20 protein-coding genes and 2 other annotated features are annotated in these 17,497 nt (G+C 46.7%); of the genes, 2 read left to right on the forward strand and 18 right to left on the reverse strand.

The annotated features are described in order from the left end of the window. Positions 1 to 259: 259 nt before the first annotated feature. The 8 genes from PCH02S_RS12795 to PCH02S_RS12830 all read right to left on the reverse strand — a co-directional run bounded on the left by PCH02S_RS12795 (position 260) and on the right by PCH02S_RS12830 (position 9,001). Positions 260 to 2,647, reverse strand: a complete 2,388-nt coding sequence (locus PCH02S_RS12795) for a hypothetical protein (RefSeq protein WP_127453520.1) — start codon at positions 2,645 to 2,647, stop codon at positions 260 to 262. 366 nt (positions 2,648 to 3,013) lie between these two features. After that, entirely contained in the window at positions 3,014 to 4,582 is a 1,569-nt protein-coding gene (locus tag PCH02S_RS12800; RefSeq protein ID WP_127453522.1) for a 2-isopropylmalate synthase, read from the reverse strand. A 407-nt stretch (positions 4,583 to 4,989) separates the two neighbouring features. After that, positions 4,990 to 5,244, reverse strand: a binding site (T-box leader). Positions 5,245 to 5,282: 38 nt separating this feature from the next. Beyond that, positions 5,283 to 5,533 (reverse strand) — a binding site (T-box leader). A gap of 74 nt (positions 5,534 to 5,607) precedes the next feature. Further along, the gene (gene tsaD / locus PCH02S_RS12805; RefSeq protein ID WP_127453524.1) at positions 5,608 to 6,669 is read right to left on the reverse strand and encodes a tRNA (adenosine(37)-N6)-threonylcarbamoyltransferase complex transferase subunit TsaD; all 1,062 of its coding nucleotides are present in this window, start codon (positions 6,667 to 6,669) and stop codon (positions 5,608 to 5,610) included. Positions 6,670 to 6,699: 30 nt separating this feature from the next. Continuing rightward, positions 6,700 to 7,206 carry a ribosomal protein S18-alanine N-acetyltransferase gene (gene rimI / locus PCH02S_RS12810; protein ID WP_127453526.1) on the reverse strand — a complete coding sequence of 169 codons (507 nt, stop codon included), beginning with the start codon at positions 7,204 to 7,206 and terminating at the stop codon, positions 6,700 to 6,702. Beyond that, positions 7,206 to 8,036, reverse strand: coding sequence for a tRNA (adenosine(37)-N6)-threonylcarbamoyltransferase complex dimerization subunit type 1 TsaB (gene tsaB / locus PCH02S_RS12815; protein ID WP_127453528.1), 831 nt, complete (start codon positions 8,034 to 8,036; stop codon positions 7,206 to 7,208). The genes rimI and tsaB overlap by 1 nt, the downstream gene beginning before the upstream one ends. Then, positions 8,033 to 8,524 (reverse strand): tRNA (adenosine(37)-N6)-threonylcarbamoyltransferase complex ATPase subunit type 1 TsaE, encoded by a 492-nt coding sequence (gene tsaE, locus PCH02S_RS12820; protein WP_127453531.1) that lies wholly within the window; start codon positions 8,522 to 8,524, stop codon positions 8,033 to 8,035. The genes tsaB and tsaE overlap by 4 nt, the downstream gene beginning before the upstream one ends. 112 nt (positions 8,525 to 8,636) lie before the next feature. Continuing rightward, positions 8,637 to 8,819: an H-type small acid-soluble spore protein gene (locus PCH02S_RS12825; protein ID WP_127453533.1), complete on the reverse strand. Its 183-nt coding sequence runs from the start codon at positions 8,817 to 8,819 to the stop codon at positions 8,637 to 8,639. Beyond that, positions 8,816 to 9,001: a hypothetical protein gene (locus PCH02S_RS12830; RefSeq protein ID WP_127453534.1), complete on the reverse strand. Its 186-nt coding sequence runs from the start codon at positions 8,999 to 9,001 to the stop codon at positions 8,816 to 8,818. Before PCH02S_RS12830 ends, PCH02S_RS12825 begins: the two co-directional genes overlap by 4 nt. 174 nt (positions 9,002 to 9,175) lie before the next feature. Here PCH02S_RS12830 and ku point away from each other — a divergent pair, with 174 nt between their 5' ends. After that, entirely contained in the window at positions 9,176 to 10,048 is an 873-nt protein-coding gene (gene ku, locus PCH02S_RS12835) for a non-homologous end joining protein Ku (protein WP_127453536.1), read from the forward strand. Positions 10,049 to 10,411: 363 nt separating this feature from the next. On the opposite strand, the gene PCH02S_RS12845 is transcribed toward ku, so the two are convergent. From PCH02S_RS12845 to PCH02S_RS12885, 9 genes are all read right to left on the reverse strand, one after another. Then, a complete protein-coding gene (locus tag PCH02S_RS12845) occupies positions 10,412 to 10,798 on the reverse strand; it encodes a rhodanese-like domain-containing protein (RefSeq protein ID WP_127453538.1) in 387 nt (128 codons plus the stop codon). A gap of 24 nt (positions 10,799 to 10,822) precedes the next feature. Next, a complete protein-coding gene (locus tag PCH02S_RS12850; RefSeq protein WP_127453540.1) occupies positions 10,823 to 11,083 on the reverse strand; it encodes a metal-sensitive transcriptional regulator in 261 nt (86 codons plus the stop codon). Positions 11,084 to 11,170: 87 nt separating this feature from the next. Further along, positions 11,171 to 11,653, reverse strand: a complete 483-nt coding sequence (locus PCH02S_RS12855; RefSeq protein ID WP_127453542.1) for a DsrE/DsrF/DrsH-like family protein — start codon at positions 11,651 to 11,653, stop codon at positions 11,171 to 11,173. A gap of 29 nt (positions 11,654 to 11,682) precedes the next feature. Beyond that, positions 11,683 to 11,910: a sulfurtransferase TusA family protein gene (locus tag PCH02S_RS12860; RefSeq protein WP_127453544.1), complete on the reverse strand. Its 228-nt coding sequence runs from the start codon at positions 11,908 to 11,910 to the stop codon at positions 11,683 to 11,685. A 30-nt stretch (positions 11,911 to 11,940) separates the two neighbouring features. Further along, positions 11,941 to 12,513, reverse strand: coding sequence for a sulfurtransferase TusA family protein (locus tag PCH02S_RS12865; RefSeq protein ID WP_127453546.1), 573 nt, complete (start codon positions 12,511 to 12,513; stop codon positions 11,941 to 11,943). Positions 12,514 to 12,549: 36 nt separating this feature from the next. After that, positions 12,550 to 12,870 (reverse strand): rhodanese-like domain-containing protein, encoded by a 321-nt coding sequence (locus PCH02S_RS12870; RefSeq protein WP_127453548.1) that lies wholly within the window; start codon positions 12,868 to 12,870, stop codon positions 12,550 to 12,552. 18 nt (positions 12,871 to 12,888) lie between these two features. Continuing rightward, the gene (locus PCH02S_RS12875; protein ID WP_127453550.1) at positions 12,889 to 14,043 is read right to left on the reverse strand and encodes an MBL fold metallo-hydrolase; all 1,155 of its coding nucleotides are present in this window, start codon (positions 14,041 to 14,043) and stop codon (positions 12,889 to 12,891) included. A 36-nt stretch (positions 14,044 to 14,079) separates the two neighbouring features. Further along, a complete protein-coding gene (locus tag PCH02S_RS12880) occupies positions 14,080 to 14,859 on the reverse strand; it encodes a sulfite exporter TauE/SafE family protein (protein WP_127453552.1) in 780 nt (259 codons plus the stop codon). 424 nt (positions 14,860 to 15,283) lie between these two features. After that, positions 15,284 to 15,658 (reverse strand): DUF2512 family protein, encoded by a 375-nt coding sequence (locus PCH02S_RS12885; protein WP_127453554.1) that lies wholly within the window; start codon positions 15,656 to 15,658, stop codon positions 15,284 to 15,286. A gap of 260 nt (positions 15,659 to 15,918) precedes the next feature. Between PCH02S_RS12885 and PCH02S_RS12890 the strand changes: the two genes are divergently transcribed. Next, a complete protein-coding gene (locus tag PCH02S_RS12890; protein ID WP_127453556.1) occupies positions 15,919 to 16,863 on the forward strand; it encodes an ATP-dependent DNA ligase in 945 nt (314 codons plus the stop codon). Positions 16,864 to 17,297: 434 nt separating this feature from the next. Here the strand turns inward: PCH02S_RS12890 and PCH02S_RS35740 are convergent, their stop codons facing one another. Beyond that, positions 17,298 to 17,450: a hypothetical protein gene (locus PCH02S_RS35740; RefSeq protein WP_164819545.1), complete on the reverse strand. Its 153-nt coding sequence runs from the start codon at positions 17,448 to 17,450 to the stop codon at positions 17,298 to 17,300. Between the last annotated feature and the right edge of the window lie 47 nt (positions 17,451 to 17,497).

Raw genomic sequence — 17,497 nt, forward strand, 5'->3', positions numbered from 1 at the left:
GGACTGCTCAGGAGAACGACCTTGTCCTCATTGCACTTAACGTTGCTTAACAACGTTAAAATAGCTGAACTACAAGACCAAGGTGAGTTAACGTTGTTAAACATCTCCAATCGCAGCCGTACCGCCACAATTCAAACCCTCCATCCTTATAACGTTGTTTAACAACGTTATAATGTCATGAACCCCGGGGGTAGCTTTTAACGATGTTAAACATCCTTAAAAGCTGCAAAAACATCCGCTGCACAAACTGCGCTGCACGTTAAGCGTCCGGCTGGGCCGCCAGCTCCCGCAGGCGCAGCAGCAGCAAGGGAACGGCGACGAAAACAATCATCGTCGCCGCGGCAACAATACCGGAGTCATTCAGCAGCAGAGCTGCAATGGCTCCGATCATATTCGCAGAGAACCCGTACATCCAGTACGGGTTTTTGTGTTGCCACACGCGCAGGCGGCCGCGAGGGCGTAGCACTAGCACAGCCATCACGAAAAGGCTCGTGATGAGCACTTTGCTCCAAACGGATGCACGAAGCAAATGCACGTTCATCCGCAGCTTCCGCACGATCAGATGCCCGATCTGATCGAACTGCCCGGCGCGCAGCGCGTGGAAGGCGCGCCCGACATGGCTCTCCCGCGCGAACGCCGCGGGAGAATCGGCGCTGTTGAGCAGCCACAGCGCCCCAACCCCCAGCGCGAGCAGCGCCGCCAGCAGGGCCGAGGCCCTGCCTAGGCGCAGCTCGCGCCAGCGTTCGCCGGCGAAGCACTGCGCGCCGGCTACGCCGAAGGCGACCGCGGCGCTCAGGGCGCCGCCCGCGTTCGCGCCAAGTGACGGTGCCGTCAGGCACACCGTCACGAGCAAGAACGCAGCGCAGGCGGCGAGCGCCGCCGCGCGCGAAGCTCGCGTGCCGCGAGCGGCATAACGGCGCTGCAAAGCCGCCGTTACGCCGAGTACGAGGGCGCCGATCAGGACGCCCATGTACTCGTTGCCGATGCCGTAGTAGCGTGCGCCGATCATCGGATCATAGCCGAGCACGGAATATTTCATCGCGTGCGCCCCTGTACAAGCGTCCAGCACGATGAGTGCCGCGTTTCCTACACCTAGCCAAATCATCGTTGTTATTTCGCTGTATGCTGACAAAATCATGGCCAGCAGCAAACTCCCCACGATGAAACTGCAAACGAGAGCCACGATGGCTCCATCGATCCCAAATTGCGTTACTGCTGGCGCAGCGATCCATCCTAGCAACAACATAACGGCAGGCGCAGTCAAAAGTGACAGCAGTACGATCCGCAGAACGTCATGAACAGGAACTGCCTCTTTTCTTCCTCCTCTTTTTATCCACACAATATAGATCAAAGCAATCAGAAGGACAATCATCTCAAAAGTGGCAAAAGGGTACAGCAGCGACGGTCTGCTGCGATAAATCATCTGCATATTGCTTTGATCCTTCACAAGCTGATCCAGTGCGTGGCTCACCCCAGTGGAAGCTATAGGGATCCCTATCAACCCGATAGGAATCGGGATTTTGAACTCGCTCAGCAGCGTACTTGTGAAATCCTGTGAAGTCACAACCCCCTGCCTGCGGGTAGATTCCGATACAAGCATCCCTGCTCCACCGTTTTTTGTGTAATGAAGAATTGGGGATAAGTACAATTTGCTTTTCGCTGCTTCCGCATTAACCTCGGGCGAGAACAACCATAGACTGTCTTTGTCAGGCTGCATCGCCTCCATTAATTGTCCCAACCATTGATCCATGTCACGCAGCACCCATTTTTTGAGCTCATTAAACCGATCCTGATCGTAATGCGTTTTCTCATTATACAATCTGTACAAATCACCTAATTCAATTACCGTGATGCTTGGCTCCTGCCTGCTTTTCCACAACGAGATCAGATGTGCATAATCGGTACTTACACCGCTTGCTCTATCCACAGCAGCTATCGCCGCCTCCTCACCAAGTGTTCCTTTATCCACAATTCCATTAGAGTCCATAAGCATAATCGGAGCAAAGCGACGTAATTGCTTTTGTTCCAGGTGCATTCCTCTTCCCAAATCGCTGCTCCCTAATACAGAACGATGAACGCCATACGTTTTCAGCAAGTCACCCAACGCGCCTACGCCGTAGGCTTGCTCCTTGTTAAGCCGCTTGAGTGTGGGCAGCTCAGGAACGATCAGGGCGTCTTCCCTTTGTAGACTGTTTTGATTTCCTTCCAATAGACCTATATACCGATTCATGAGGTCTGTTACGCGAACACCATGTCTGGACTCTCTCGCTTCAAAGGCGAGCGCTTCCGCATGGCCTGCAGCGGGTTCACCTGCTCCCAAAGAGGCATACACATCCCGCATCGAACGGTTTGCCGTACGAATATTCATAGCGCCAACTGCGCCTAATTCTGTCATTTGCTTAAAATGAGGCAGTTCCGATAGCTCGTCGGGTCGAAGCTCCTGAAAAGAAAGGCCCGGTATCGAAACCACGGTTACTTGTTCAGCTCTTTCGGCTTTAATAACTCCTTCAGTTCGTTCGATTCTTTCATTTCTATCACTATTGTGGATGGTTGTATCCCCATGAGCCGCTGCGGTCCCCAAAATTGTGGACAACTGCAAAACAAAACCTAAGATACCCACAGCTCGGACCATTTTTCTAAATTTCATGGACATTCTCCTGCTGTTTTTGCATTTAGCATTTTCATCCATAGGGGAAAGTATCCACTGCTTGATTGTTCCGAAAATTTAAAATGAGGCTCAAAACGTCTATTTTCTGCATACACAGCGTTATCCACAAAAAAAAGAAGGGCGAAATCCGCCCCTCCTAAAGGTTTTCTACTGTTTTCCACAATCTTATCCACATTATCCACAAAAACTTGTGAAAAAGTTATTCGACAAATTCCGCCTTTATAACCATTGATCTATGGGGGAATTTTGATGTTATACACATTATCCACAAGCCATGTGCATAACTTTGTTCACAAGTCGTGTATATAACTAAGTTTTCTTACAATTCAGGTGAGTACAGCCCCATTAAGAAGCTGTCGTCACTTCAGTGGTATCTGCCGCAGGATGACCTTGCATGCGAATCGCTTGGTTACACGCGGAGATAAAGGCTTTTGCAACAGCAACCAGCACATCTTGGTCGATACCCGTATTCTTATAGGTTTGACCCTCTACCATGATCGTGACCTCCGCTTCGCCGGTTGCTTTTTCACCTGTGGACAAGGAATGCAGCTCCAGATCAGAGAAGTCCACATCCATCGGAATGGCTTGACGCAGGCTTTGTACGATTGCTTCGATTGGACCTTCGCCAGTGCCAGAGTAGACACTTTCAACGCCCGTCTGATTGTTTCGAACCGAAACGGAAGCCACACGATTGCGATCACTGCTGGAAACAACCTGCATATGTGTCAGTGTGAATGGCTCCATTTGCCCATCGACCGTTGAACCAACAAGCTCCAGAAGCTGATCGTCGGTCACCATTTTCTGTTCATCGGCTTTTTCTTTGAATTTGGTGTACAGTGTATCCAGTTCTTCTCCTGAAAGCTCAATGCCAAATTGGCCTACGCGATGCTTCAGAGCATGTCTTCCGGAATGCTTGCCAAGAATGATCATGGAGCGTGGAATGCCCAGCTTTTCCGGATCCATAATTTCATAAGTGTTGCGGTTTTTCAGCAAACCGTCCTGATGGATGCCCGCTTCGTGCTGGAAGGCATTTCTTCCAACAATCGGCTTGTTGTAAGCAATCGGGAAGCCCATGATACGGCTGACCATTTTGGACGTGTTAAAAATCTCGCTGGACACAATCCCTGTTTCCACGCCCATCGTTTGCTTGCGCGTTTCTATCGCCATGACGAGTTCTTCAAGGGAACAGTTGCCTGCCCGCTCTCCAACCCCGTTCACCGTTACCTCAACATGTGTAACCCCAGCTGCAATGGCCGCAAGGCTATTCGCTACAGCAAGCCCCAGATCGTTATGGCAATGCGCGCTGTACTCGACCGTATCGCCGCCTCTTACACTTTGGCGCACTCTGCGGAACATCGCCCCGTATTCTTCCGGCAGCGCATAGCCGACTGTGTCCGGAATGTTCAGAATCGTAGCGCCTTCTGCAATGACTGCCTCCAGCACTTCAAACAGGAATTCATCCCCGGTCCGTGTAGCATCCATCGGCGAGAATTCAATATTGTTCACGAACTGCTTCGCATACGCGACCATGGATCGAGCCATCTCGACGACCTGTTGGCGGGATTTGCGAAGCTGGAAATCCAGGTGGATGTCCGAGGAGGACAAGAACATGTGGATACGGCGCGACGCTGCGTCTTGTGTAGCTTTGATCGCGGAATCAATATCGGCCTTCATCGCGCGGGCGAATCCGCAAATTTCCACGCCTTGCAGTTCGCGCGAAATTTGCTGCACCGCATGAAAGTCGCCAGGGCTTGATATAGGGAAGCCAGGCTCGATTGTATCGACACCCATTTTCGCCAGCTGTCTTGCGATGCGGATTTTTTCTTCCGGATACAGTGAAGCCCCTGGCGCCTGCTCTCCGTCTCTAAGTGTCGTATCAAAAATGCGAATGCGGCGGTTTGTGTTATTTTCCATGGTTCAATTCCTCCTTGAATTGGAGCCAATCTTTGTTGGCTGTGGTTGTTGTTGGTTGGACTTGATACTTGCCGGTTGTTGGCTGGATGATTAGTTGTTTGTGAGTGTTGCTGCTATTGCTGCTATTCCCCGATAAACGCACCTCACTTGTTCTTAATGGGACCTCATTCCTCTATTCATCCGGAAAGCTGAGGTTCCACTCACGAAGCGGAACTACAGGGCTCTATTCTCTCTCCGAGGGCTATATTTCCACTAAAAATGCTGAAATAGCGGACCACAGTTCCCTCTCCCAAGCTTTTGAGGCTATTTACGCCGAAATAGCGCCCTGGAGTTCCCTTCCCACCGCCGATCGAGGCAAAACTCCCCGTCCCGGAGACGGAGACGACAAAAAGACCCGTCATCTCCACATAAGAGACGACGGGTCTTCACCCAGCGCGGTACCACTCTTGTTGGCTCCCCATCACGAAGCCCACCTCAGACATAGCGGCTGCTATGTCACCTGATCACGGAGGTCATCCGTTCATCCCTAACAGCAATTGAAACTGCCGATCAGGATGACCGCTTCCAAGCGAGTTCGGGGCGTTCACGGTCTGCGTCGCATCAACCCGCAGCTTTCTGTACCGTAGAAGTGAGCCCTTACTACTCTTGTTCATTGCGTTTGTTCTATATTCGAAAACCAAAAAGACCTGCCATCTCTATAATAAGAGACGACAGGTCTGAACCTTCCGCGGTACCACTCTAATTGATCCGAGCTGTTACACTCGAAACCACTCATGTACCCGATCACGGGGGTCAACCGTCAAGACCTACTTGGGTGCTGGATCCTTGGCATCCATATCAGCCTTACCGCTCCCGGGCGAGTTCTGGTCACGTTTCGTCTGTGCTTTCACCAAGCGCACAGCTCTCTGAGCGAAACTGAGGTTCCGTACTAATCCCGTTCGATGCGTTTTAAAGTATTGATTGTGATTATAATATGCACATTTGGCAAAGTCAATACCGTTATCTGAACATTTATTTTTTTCAGACTACCATTCTTCAAGCTTAAGCTGCGGCTCCGCTTTGAGCTCCATGGAGTCGAACTCCTGCTTGTCCCACTTCAGGAAAGCGGCTGCGCCTATCATCGCAGCGTTGTCCGTACATAGGGCGTGCGGAGGCACCAGCAGCGGCACGTCCAATTCGCCGCAGCGCTCAGCCAGCGCGCTGCGCAGCCCTTTGTTCGCGGCAACTCCGCCCGCGAGCAGGAGTTGTTTGGCGCCGTATTCGCGGACGGCGCGCGCCGCTTTTTCGACAAGCACGTCGATGACGGAGGCTTGGAAGCCTTTGGCGATTTGTGCGGTTTGTACGGCTTCGCCGCGCATTTTGCTTTGGTTGACGACGTTCAGCACAGCGGATTTCAAACCGCTGAAGCTGAAGTCGTAAGAGTCTGCCTCAAGCCACGAGCGCGGCAGCTTGATCTCGGATTCGGCTTCCTGGGCAAGCCGATCCACATGGGGGCCGCCAGGGTAGGGCAGGCCCATAGCTCTGGCGATTTTGTCGTAGGCTTCGCCAGCCGCGTCATCGCGTGTTCGCCCGATGATGCGGAATTTGCCCGGCGCCTCGAGCAGCACGAGCTCGGTATGCCCGCCGGACACGACGAGGGAAATCAGCGGATATTCCAGCTCATGCACGAGCTGATTCGCATAAATGTGTCCCGCAATATGGTGGACACCGATGAGCGGCAGATCCAGTGCGCAGGCCAGCGCTTTGCCCGCAACGACGCCAACTAGCAAGGCCCCGATCAAACCGGGGCCCTCTGTGACGGCAATCGCTGATAGCTCTTGAAGCGATACGCCCGCTTTTTCGACGGCTTCCTCCAGCATCCACGTGATCGACTCCACGTGCTTCCGGGAAGCCACCTCAGGCACAACGCCACCAAAACGCTGATGCGTCTCAATCTGGCTCGAAATCACATTCGAGCGTATGATTTTACCATTTTCGACAATCGCGACTGAGGTTTCATCACAGCTTGTTTCGATAGCCAAAATATAGACGGGTTTACTAGATTTATCTGCATTTGCTTCCGTAACTTCTCTTTGTTGTTGATCCAATTTACTCACCTTCTTCACCTGCCGAAAGCCTCAATCCCCGAGACTATCCTTTCTTCTCTTAGGCAAATCCGCCCACATAATGACCGCATCTTCACGATTATCGGTATAGTAACCTCTGCGTACACCAACGGAGCGGAAGCCGACTTTTTCATACAAATTTTGCGCCACGTAGTTCGATGCCCGCACCTCAAGCGTCATGCGAATCGCCCCGAGAAAAGCGGCCGTTTTCATCAACTCACGCATAAGACGCTCGCCGAGCTTACGGCCTCTGTAAGAGTCTCGCACAGCAATATTCGTTACATGCGCCTCTTCCATAATGAGCCACATGCCGCCATATCCTGCCACCTCGCCGCCGATATCCATGATCATATAATGAGCGAACTGATTGTTCGTTAATTCATTTTCAAAAGCGCCTTTTGTCCATGGTGTCGTAAAGGCCTCTTGCTCAATTTCACAAATAAAGGGAATATCTTCCATTTTCATGGAGCGAAAAACCAACGTTTCTTCCGTTGTCTGCGGTTGATGTTGTTCCACCATCAATTCCCTCCCTTCTTCACCTGGATGCCGGCCAATAAATTAGCCTCTGCTTCCGGCAATCTTGTGTAATTTGGCACAAACGTGTGCACATCCGCCTTCTCACCCTTCGCTAATCGAGGGTACGCCAGCGCGCCAATATACTGGGCTTCGATCCCGTAGGGAAGCTGCTCGAAGCTCCCTTGCCAATCTTGCGCAAATTGTGCAAGTTCTTCGCTGAAGCCCTCCGTTTCGCCTACAAAAAGGATCTTATGCGGCATTTGTTCAGGCTCTGCACTTGCCGCCTGCTCGAGCAGCTGCGCAAGCCAAGGTCCAATGACTCGAATGCCATCCGGCAGCACTTCATGCCAATCCGCAGCTAGCGCCACTTGATCCGACACCGACATTGGCGAAACACCCGAATACGCGTAAACAGCTGTGAACGCCTGCTTGCGCCTTCCATCCAATAACGGCACGACCCACGTGGGCCCCTTATTGCTCTTGTCTTCCTGCTTCATCGCTCCGCCAAGCGCCATCGCTTCCAAACTGGATACGCCGATAAGGTCAAGTCCCAGCGACCAGGCAAATGTCTTGGCAACGGAAACAGCAATACGCACCCCTGTGTACGAACCGGGGCCTTGTCCAACTGCAACAAATTGCAGATCTTTCGGTTTCAGCTGTAGTAGAGCCAGCAAATCTTGGATGTGGGGAAGCAATCCGATAGAGTGATTCCGTTCAGCATGTGAACTTACCTCGCCCAGCATCTTTCCGTTCTCTAGAATCGCAACGGTCATGGCTGAAGATGAGGTATCGATGGCTAGGCATCGTCCTGAATAATTGGTCCGGTCTGTCATTGTAAATATCCGTTCTCCTTCATCTGCACACACCAACTCACATACGGATCTCCGTGCGGAGTCAGGTGAAACACTCTGGTTTGATCCCCCTGAAGGGATATCGTAATGGCAAGTCGCTCCGGCGGCAGAAGATCTTCAATCAGGCTTGACCATTCAATCAGGGTCACGCCGGTTCCATAGAAGTAGTCCTCCAACCCCAGCTCGTCCGCCTCCTCTTGGGAAATGCGGTACATATCCATATGGTAGAAAGGAAGCTTAGTTCCCTCATATTCTTTAATAATTGTAAAGGTTGGGGAATTAACATGTTCTTGAATGCCTATCGCCCTTGCAAACCCTTGCGAAAATCTCGTTTTGCCTGCACCCAAGTCACCGTCTAGCGTTAGGACGGAGCCAGGGATTAAACAGGCTGCCAGCAATTTCCCAAGTAGATCCGTGTCATCCTCATGGTGGGAGTAGTACGTAAATGTGGATTGAGCCAGTGATCTCATCCCTTTCTTCCGATTGCGCTTGCTGCTCCTATTATAGACTTCGCCAGTAGGCAACAGCAACCTGAAATGAAAAAAAAGCCGGCCCCGCATCGGGGTCGGCTTGCCATTTCCGTCAGTGAACCTCTTCAAGCTCTTGAACGGTCACTAATCGGGAATCGGCCGGGTTTTCTTCGGCATGAACCTTAGCGAGCGCTTTGCTGGAGTCAACGCTGTCGATCCAGACGGGAACGCCGTTAAGTTCAACCGTAATCTTTTCATCAGCGGCTAAAATTTCCTGGGCGCGATGAAGGTTCATGGCTCATCCAATACGGATTCTGGATGATCCATCGTATCCGTTGACGTGGACTCGATTAATCCGTTATGCATGGTGACGTTGCCGCCTCCCAAGCCCTCGTTAATCATTCGGTCAATATCCATAAAATGATCTTCTTGACCCTGATTACTTGTATCTTGGGTTGCATTTGAATCTTGTGCCATCCGTGAATCCCTCCTTAGCATTAGCTTTGCCTATGACAAGCTAGTTGGCATTAAACTTGCATCATTAACGTACCCACTCCAGGAGCAAACCATTCTCTCAAATTACATCCGTATAAAGGAAAGAAATCAAGAGAATACTAGTACAATGAAGCTCATTTGGGGAGGAATCAAGCGATGCATACGGTTTGGAAAGGCGCTATCTCTTTCGGACTTGTACATGTGCCTGTGAAAATGTTTTCCGCTACAGAAGATAAAGACATCTCCATGCGATATATACATAAAACCTGCATAACCCCGCTAGCCTATGTACGCAAATGCCAGACTTGCGACAAGGAAGTAGAGTGGGATGAAATTACGAAAGGTTATGAATATGAACCGGGGCGATTCGTCCTTTTTGAAAAGGAAGAGTTGGAAACGATCTCAGGAGAAGCGAATAAGGAGATCAAAATTTTGGACTTCGTCAACTTGACGGATATCGATCCTGTTTATTTTCAAAAAACGTACTATTTAGGACCTGGGGATACGGGTGCCGGCGCTTATAATTTACTGCTCGATTCGATGCGCCAAACCGGCAAAATCGGTATCGCCAAAGTTTCGATCCGCTCCAAGAGCTCCCTGGCCGCGATTCGCGTCATTGAGAATTGCTTGGCGCTCGAAACCATTTTCTACCCCGACGAAATTCGTCCCATCTCGCAAGTTCCTAACTTGCCGGAGAAGGTAACCGTGAACGAGCGCGAGTTAGACATGGCCAAAATGCTGATCAGCCAGTTGTCTTCTCCTTTTGAACCGGAAAAATATAAAGATGAATATCGGGGACGATTGCTGGAAGCGATCGAGCACAAAATTGCGGGAGAAGAAGTGCAAGCCGCGCCTGCCCTGCAAAAAACGAGCGTTATCGACCTTATGGCTGCTCTGCAAGCGAGTCTCGACGCCACCAAGTCCACCGATGACGGCAAAGTGACGTTGGAGCCTGATGCGACCGTTACGGAGGAAAAGAAACCAAAAGCGAAACCTCGCGCCAAAAAAGCGAAGGAACCTGTCACTTAGAGTCCACGAAAAAACCTGTCCGGTAATTGGTAACCGAACAGGTTTTTTCATTACGGTTTTACTTTGGCAATAACAGCATAAGTGACTGTTCTTGAAACGGCTGTAGGATTCCAGGCGGTAAGTACCCTCTGTCTTCAGCGGCAGAGTAATTATCAAGCAAATACCCTTGCTGATTTCCTGAAAAATCCAAGAACCGCTAATAAGGTTGTAACCATTTCCGTTAATTGCGGTAGTCAGGAAGCTATTTTTATCACCTATTTTATGCTAATGCCTAATAATTAGCGTAAAATGGGCATGAGTCCAAACTTATTTCAAATAAATAAACATTAACCCGAAAATGGCTAATGTTTATTTATTTATTCTTTATTTAATTACCTTCCCCTTCCATGACAGAATTCCGCCCTGCAAATGAGATAGTTCATTAAAATCATTCTTTTTTAGAATTCTTGCTGCTTGTTTGCTCCTCATGCCACTCCGACAATATAGATATACATGCTTATTTTTTGGAATTTCGCCAACTCTTTGTTTCAACTTGGATAATGGAATATTGATCGCACCAGGAATGTAGCCTTGCTTTACTTCGCCGGGTTCACGTACATCAATCAGAACGAAATCACACTTTCCATTCAATACTTCCTGAAACTGAGCTGGGGTTAGATTGTTTAGGCCTTTTAAGCTTGCAAACCTGGAATAAATAAACCAGACTAAAAACACGATGGCCACGAGATTTAAAATGGATGTATAATCCATAGACTATCCTCTTTCCTGATTCTATTACCGGCTTTTAACTAACAATTCAACGGCCTGTTTGACCATCTTGCCCGAATCTCTTCCAGCTTCTATTTCCTCTAGGATACACTGTTCCAAATTGACTGCAACAATATAGGCAATCGCTTTATCCGCGGCACTTCTGACAGCAGAAATTTGGCTTACAACATCCTTGCAATCCTGTTCTTCCTCCATCATTTTTAAGACTCCTCGGATTTGACCTTCCACACGTTTTAATCTCTTTTTTACATCATCATCGTATTTCATATTCTGCCTCCTTTCTTTATACCTATATAGGTATATTATTGCTGATGTAACCACCAAAAACAATAAGGAGACCAGAGAATTGAAAAGTTAAATAAACAGATTTACTTTAGCATCAGCAGCATCTCCCAAATATGCGGCGACACCCGCATATTCAATGCCTTCCAACAGCTCTTCTTGCTGTAAACCGAGCAAGTCCATTGTCATCGTACAAGCAACCAATTTAACACCTTGTTCTTGAGCTAATTCAATTAATTGTGGCAGGGATAAAGCATTATGCTTTTTCATTACATGTTTAATCATTTTTGGTCCCATGCCACCGAAATTCATTTTGGAAATTCCAAGTTTTTCAGCTCCGCGTGGCATCATTTTTCCAAATATCCTCTCCAGGAATCCCTTTTTCACCGAGACTTTTTGATCTTTACGAAGTACGTTCAGTCCCCAAAAGGTCATGAAAATCGTGACTTCATGATCATAGGCGGCAGCGCCATTTGCGATAATAAATGCGGCAATCGCTTTATCTAGCTCTCCGCTAAAAAGAACAATTGTTGTTTTCTCTTTATTGTCTCCCATGGTTCCCACATCCTCCAATTGTACTTAGGTTATGATCCCTTTTTCACTATAAATGTGAAAGTCCCTTTTTCTTCTTTTACATCAATGAGTTCGTGTTTCGTCTGATTGACCCAAGCATGGAAATCTTTCATCGACCCTTTGTCCGTCGTTTGCAATTCCATGATCTGTCCTGGCTCCAAAGAATCAATCCCTTTTTTGGCTCTAACAATCGGCAGTGGACATGCCAACCCCTTCGCGTCAACAACCAAATCTACCATTCTAAACTCCTCCTCAGAATTCAAATAAAATTAGTCATTTTCTACAAAATGTCCCCATTGCGACATACCGGGCGATATATTCTTAACACTCTTAAACCCTCGTTCTGTTAGCATTTGGCATGCCAAATCACTGCGGTTTCCTGTACGGCATACAACGTAATAGTCCTTGTTTGGGTCAAGCTGCGTCATCTTTTCTTCCAGTTCTCCTAAAGGAAGTGATATAGCCCCTGGAATACGTCCGAAAGCATATTCTGCCGGCTCCCTGACATCAAGGATATTGAGTTTTTCTCCAGCATTTATTCTAGCCAGTAACTCATCATTGGTTGCGGTATGAGGAAATTTCATGTCCGCTTTGGTTCCGGATGCTTCAGCTTTGCGGATGAAATGACGATAAATGCCGTTATCCTCTTTTAACCCAACGTATTGGTGTCCCGTTCGGCTTGCCCAGCCCTTTAGGTCAGCCACCGAGCCTTTATCCGTCGCACGCACTTCCAATACTTCGCCATAATTCATCTCATCTATTGCCTTTTTGGTACGAACCACTGGTAGTGGACAAGCAAGTCCTTCACACTCCAGCGTACGATCTGCATGCAATGCTGTCATAGGTTATAGACCTCCATTATTCTTATTTGAATTTGGTTATTTTCCGTAAACCACTTCGCCAGACCATTGGGACATGCCACCAGACATATTTACAACGTGATAGCCCATAGAAGATAAATAATCACAAGCTATTCCGCTTCGATTACCGCTTCGGCAAACAATGATTGTTTCTTGTTTTGGCTCTATTTCATTAAGCGCTCGAGCGATTTGGCCGAGAGGAATATGTTTGGCGCCGTATATATGTCCGGATTCCCATTCGTCGTGCTCCCGAACATCAAGGATGGTTACATTCTCTTTATGTTTGATTCGCTCTAAAACTTCATGTGGCAGCAGTTCTTTATAGGTTTTATTAGACACTTGGTTTCCTCCAAATATTTATTTTGTAGTGTCATCATGAACGGCACAACGGTTTGGTCCAATCTCCATTTCTCGCTGTTCTTCCATTGTCGGACGAATTCTCCCCATGTTCGTTTGGCGTATTTCTTGATAGGCATTCGGTTGCGGCGGCAGATTTTCCGAAACGGTGCGTCTAAATGCGGATTCGTCGTGTATGTTCAGACCAGGATTTTCTTTATACAAATCACCTAAACGTGCGGCAACTTGCCCTCTATCACCTAATTCAGCAATTGTACCAAAGTGGGCAGGAAGCACGATTAGATCGTCAGATAGATGCTTATACCGCTCATACAATGTCGTTCTGAGGTCAGCCACCCAATCCTCTGCTTTCCCGGCCAAGTCAGGGCGGCCAATTGATTTCACGAATAAAATGTCTCCGGATAGCAAATATTGATTATCAATAAGAAGAGATGTGCTTCCAATCGTATGGCCGGGGGAATAAATAGGCTGGATGTTAATTTCTGTTCCCCCAATGACAAGCTGGCTGTGTTCTTCAAGTTTTTCATAATGAAACACAACTTCTGTCGCATCCTTAGGCGGAAGCCAGTAAGTTCCTCCAGTTTTCTCAGCTAATTGCCGGCCACCTGAAATATGATCGGCATGAAGGTGAGTATCCAGGGTATGTTTAATGACGGCCTGATTTTCTTTGGCAAAATCCTCGAATACCTCGGTCATCCGTACCGCATCAATAACGGCGGCTTCCCCGTCAGAAATCACCATATAAGACAGACATCCTTTGCCTAACCGTACAAATTGATACAGTGCACCTCCATCATTCAAATCGGCTATTTTCACCGGCTCAAGATGCTCACTCCATGACTTCATGCCGCCAATCAGATATGAAATAGATTGTTTTCCGTTTTCGACCAACTGTTCAGCTACAAACTTCGATGAACCCTCCTTCGCGCAAACAACTACAACTTCTTGGCCATCCGGTATTTGATCGAGAATCTCGTCTACGCCTTCCAGAAGTTCAAAATATGGCGCGTTGAGAATACTAACTTTCTCGCCTTCAATTTTCCAGTCGTTGAAATCACTTTGACTCCGAACATCTAAAATAAAAATCGGGATATGGTTCAAAATCATTCTAGCTAACTTAGCGACATTCATTCCTTGTATCTGTTTTTCATTCATGTATAGTTCCCTCCAGAGATAAAAGGTTAGATGATTTTAAAGAAATATTGACAACCAAATTTTTATGACAGTTGCCGTTATCAATACAGCCAGAATCCACTGAAGCATCTTTGTGTTGATTTTTTTACTCAGCTTTGCACCAATAGGTGATGCAATCGTACTTGCAATAACAAGCACAATGGATGGAACCAAAAGCATATGTCCACCTAGCAGCTTTCCTGTCGTAGATCCAATGGAAGATATGAAAGTTATGGCTAGGGATGATGCGATAGCAACTCTAGTCGGGATTTTAAGGACGACCAGCATTACTGGTACCGTTATAAATGCACCCGCCGCGCCTACGACCCCTGATAACGTCCCGATGATTAACGCTAAAATAGCCGCTAGAGATTTATTAAATGTAACTTTGCTTACCTCTTCGACATCTTTGCCTCTCTTAGGCAAAAACATCAAAATGGCGGCAATCAATGCCAAAATAGCATAAACTAGATTGATCAATGAACTTGATAATGTGTTGGATACAAAGCTCCCCATAAAGCTGCCAATGATAATTGAAACCCCCATGTAAAGCACTAAGGGTTTATTTAATAGTCCCCCTTTTCGATACACAAGCATCCCCATTAAGCTCGCGAAGAACACCTGAATTGCACTGATTGCAGATACTTCCTGTGGGGTAAAAGCAGCAAATCCTAATGCCACTGGTATAAATAACAACATCGGATAGTTAATAATAGAACCGCCGATTCCCACCATTCCTGAAATAAACGAGCCCAAAAATCCAATAGTAAAAATGGTTATGATCCATGCTAAATCCATAAAGCACAGCCTTTCCGTGTTCATTAGACCACGCTCGCTATATACCTATGGGGGTATATAAAATAGCAAAAAAAATTTCTCTTCCTTTTGCCTTTTTAGCTTCGAGAATTCCTTTTTACACCACCTTTTATTTTACGTATACCCGTATGGGTATATTGATACTATATTAAAGATTTTTATTTACGTCAACCCCCTGAAATTACAAACTCAAATTCAGTCATTATTAGACTGAGAAAGGGCATCATAATAGCACCTATTGTTGCGGGAACAACTCTTTATTGTTCAGGGAATGCTTTGCTTGCTGTTTAGGGGGATACCGAATTGCAAGCTTGATAGTAAGTCTGAAACAAAATTGTTAAAAACAGAAGAAAAACTCAGGATCTGAGTTTTCCTTCTGTTTTTTATTTCATAGGTCCTTGTTAAATTAGTTATCACTAAAACTATGTCGATCAAGTCTTCCCCTGTCCTTCTGAAAATAGCTATGCATAAAGAACTCAATGATGCCAAAAACCAAAGCAACTATCGCCACATTCATAAAGTTTATGGACCAATCAAAGAAGTATCTCTCTACCAGCCAAAAGAAAATAAAGGCCAGTCCTACATCTGCTAAAGTAGCGACCCCATTGTTGGTAACTCTTAAAAACAATTGGTCAATTGCAACATATGACATAAGTGAAAACGCATAAGTGGCAAAGAACGCCTCTAAAAATGTGGCTTGCGTTAAATACATCAATAGAGGGATTATAAAAACTCCATTTAGTAGTAACTTCAAAAACATTTTCCCAAGCATTCGCAGCATTTTCTTTGCCTTCCTTCACCAAGAATGTACTTCTATTTCTTAGCATTGCCTTTTACCGCCGAAATATTAGTTGGTAATATGCGTATATTTGTGAAGTCGATGATACTAAGGGGCATTCGAATTTTGAATACGGAGTGTCGGGAAGCCGTAAAATCATATATCTTATTAATTGGGGGTATAAATGGAATAGGCATTCTCATTTTTCTTTACTTAAATGCCCAAACTAATGATAAGTAGTTAGTGAAGGAGAACAAATAAAAATGAAACCTATTACCCCTTTTGAACCTGTAACGAGTGATTCAATACCAATTGGTGACTGGCGATATGAAATTAAATGGGATGGGACGAGAATTGTGACATATCACAGTGATGCTAAAACACGACTGTTTAATCGAAAACATCACGAACGTACATACCACTATCCAGAGTTAACAAATATAACCCAATATTGCAAAGCTGACTCCGTAATATTTGACGGTGAAGTTATAGCATTAGCAGAAGACGGAAGGCCGTCCTTTCATGAAGTCATGCGTCGTGACATGATAAAGCGAATTGAACGAGTTAAAGATACGCGCGAAAAAGTTCCTATTACGTATATGGTTTTCGATATTCTATTCTACAACGGGGATTGGTTGATTAATCGTTCACTATCGGAACGATTAGACATTCTCGGTAATATCGTGATTCCTAATGAAAATGTACAGCTTGTCAGTGCTCATACCGACGGAAATGCCCTTTTTAAAGTCATACAACAACAAGGAATGGAAGGGATTATCTGCAAACAACTAAATAGTACATACACCTTAAACGGGAAGGATGAACGTTGGAGAAAAGTTAAAAATTACGGTGATATTATTGCAGTAATCGGTGGGTTTACGTTAAGGGGTGGAGTTGTTAATGCATTGTTATTAGGACAGTACGATGCCGACGGCAAGTTATGGTATATTGGCCATGCTGGAACAGGGAAGCTAACAAAAGCTGATTGGAGAAACTTAACTGATGTACTTAGACCCGACGTTATCAATGAAAAACCATTCACAAATAAGCCCGACCGTAATAACGATGCTTTTTGGGTTAAGCCACATCACACCGTAAAGGTACAATACTCGGAGTGGCGTTGGAAAGAAAGGCGTTCACTTCGTCAGCCGTCCATTCAAGCATTCATAGATGTTCCCGCTGTTGAATGCAAACTTCCTTGGATATAAACATGAAAATATACGTGAAAATCATTCATAATAAAATCTATGATCAATTTTAAGTTTATCAAGATTTTACATGGTTTCGAGTATAAAAAAATCTAAACGTCGATCCCTCTTTAAGAGAGGGCTCGACGTTTAGATTTTTTATATAGTAACAAAGTAAAAGCATTTATCGTTTTTTTATAATACTCTGGATAAAAGGCTCGCCACCCAATCGCCAGACTCCGGCAGTGCCTCTGTGCTAATCGACTCGAAAGGGATTACAGGTATTAGTTCCATACATTCCTCCACTTGTTTCATCGGTAATCTTATTATTGCCATCCCTGGAAAAGAAAAACCCATCAGCCGTGGCTGGTGGGTGGAATTGTCATGGGTTGCTTAAGCCGCAACCGAAGAACGCGCCGCCTTGCGAGGCTTAAACACGGCTAGCGCGGCCAAGATCAAGCCAGCTGCAGGCCGAGACAGCCTGCGAGGAGCACCAATGCGCCGTACACCTTCTGCTCGTCAAGCTGGGTCACAAGGTCCGCTTCCGAGCTGACCTCCACCCATTTGACCGGAAGTTCTGCGATGCCCTTCAGCTTCTCTTTCACCATCTCTCCAACCGCTAACGCGCTGCCATCAGGCAGTGTAGCAGGTTGAT

The sequence above is a fragment of the Paenibacillus chondroitinus NBRC 15376 genome (genome assembly GCF_004000765.1).
GTDB lineage: Bacteria > Bacillota > Bacilli > Paenibacillales > NBRC-103111 > Paenibacillus_E > Paenibacillus_E chondroitinus.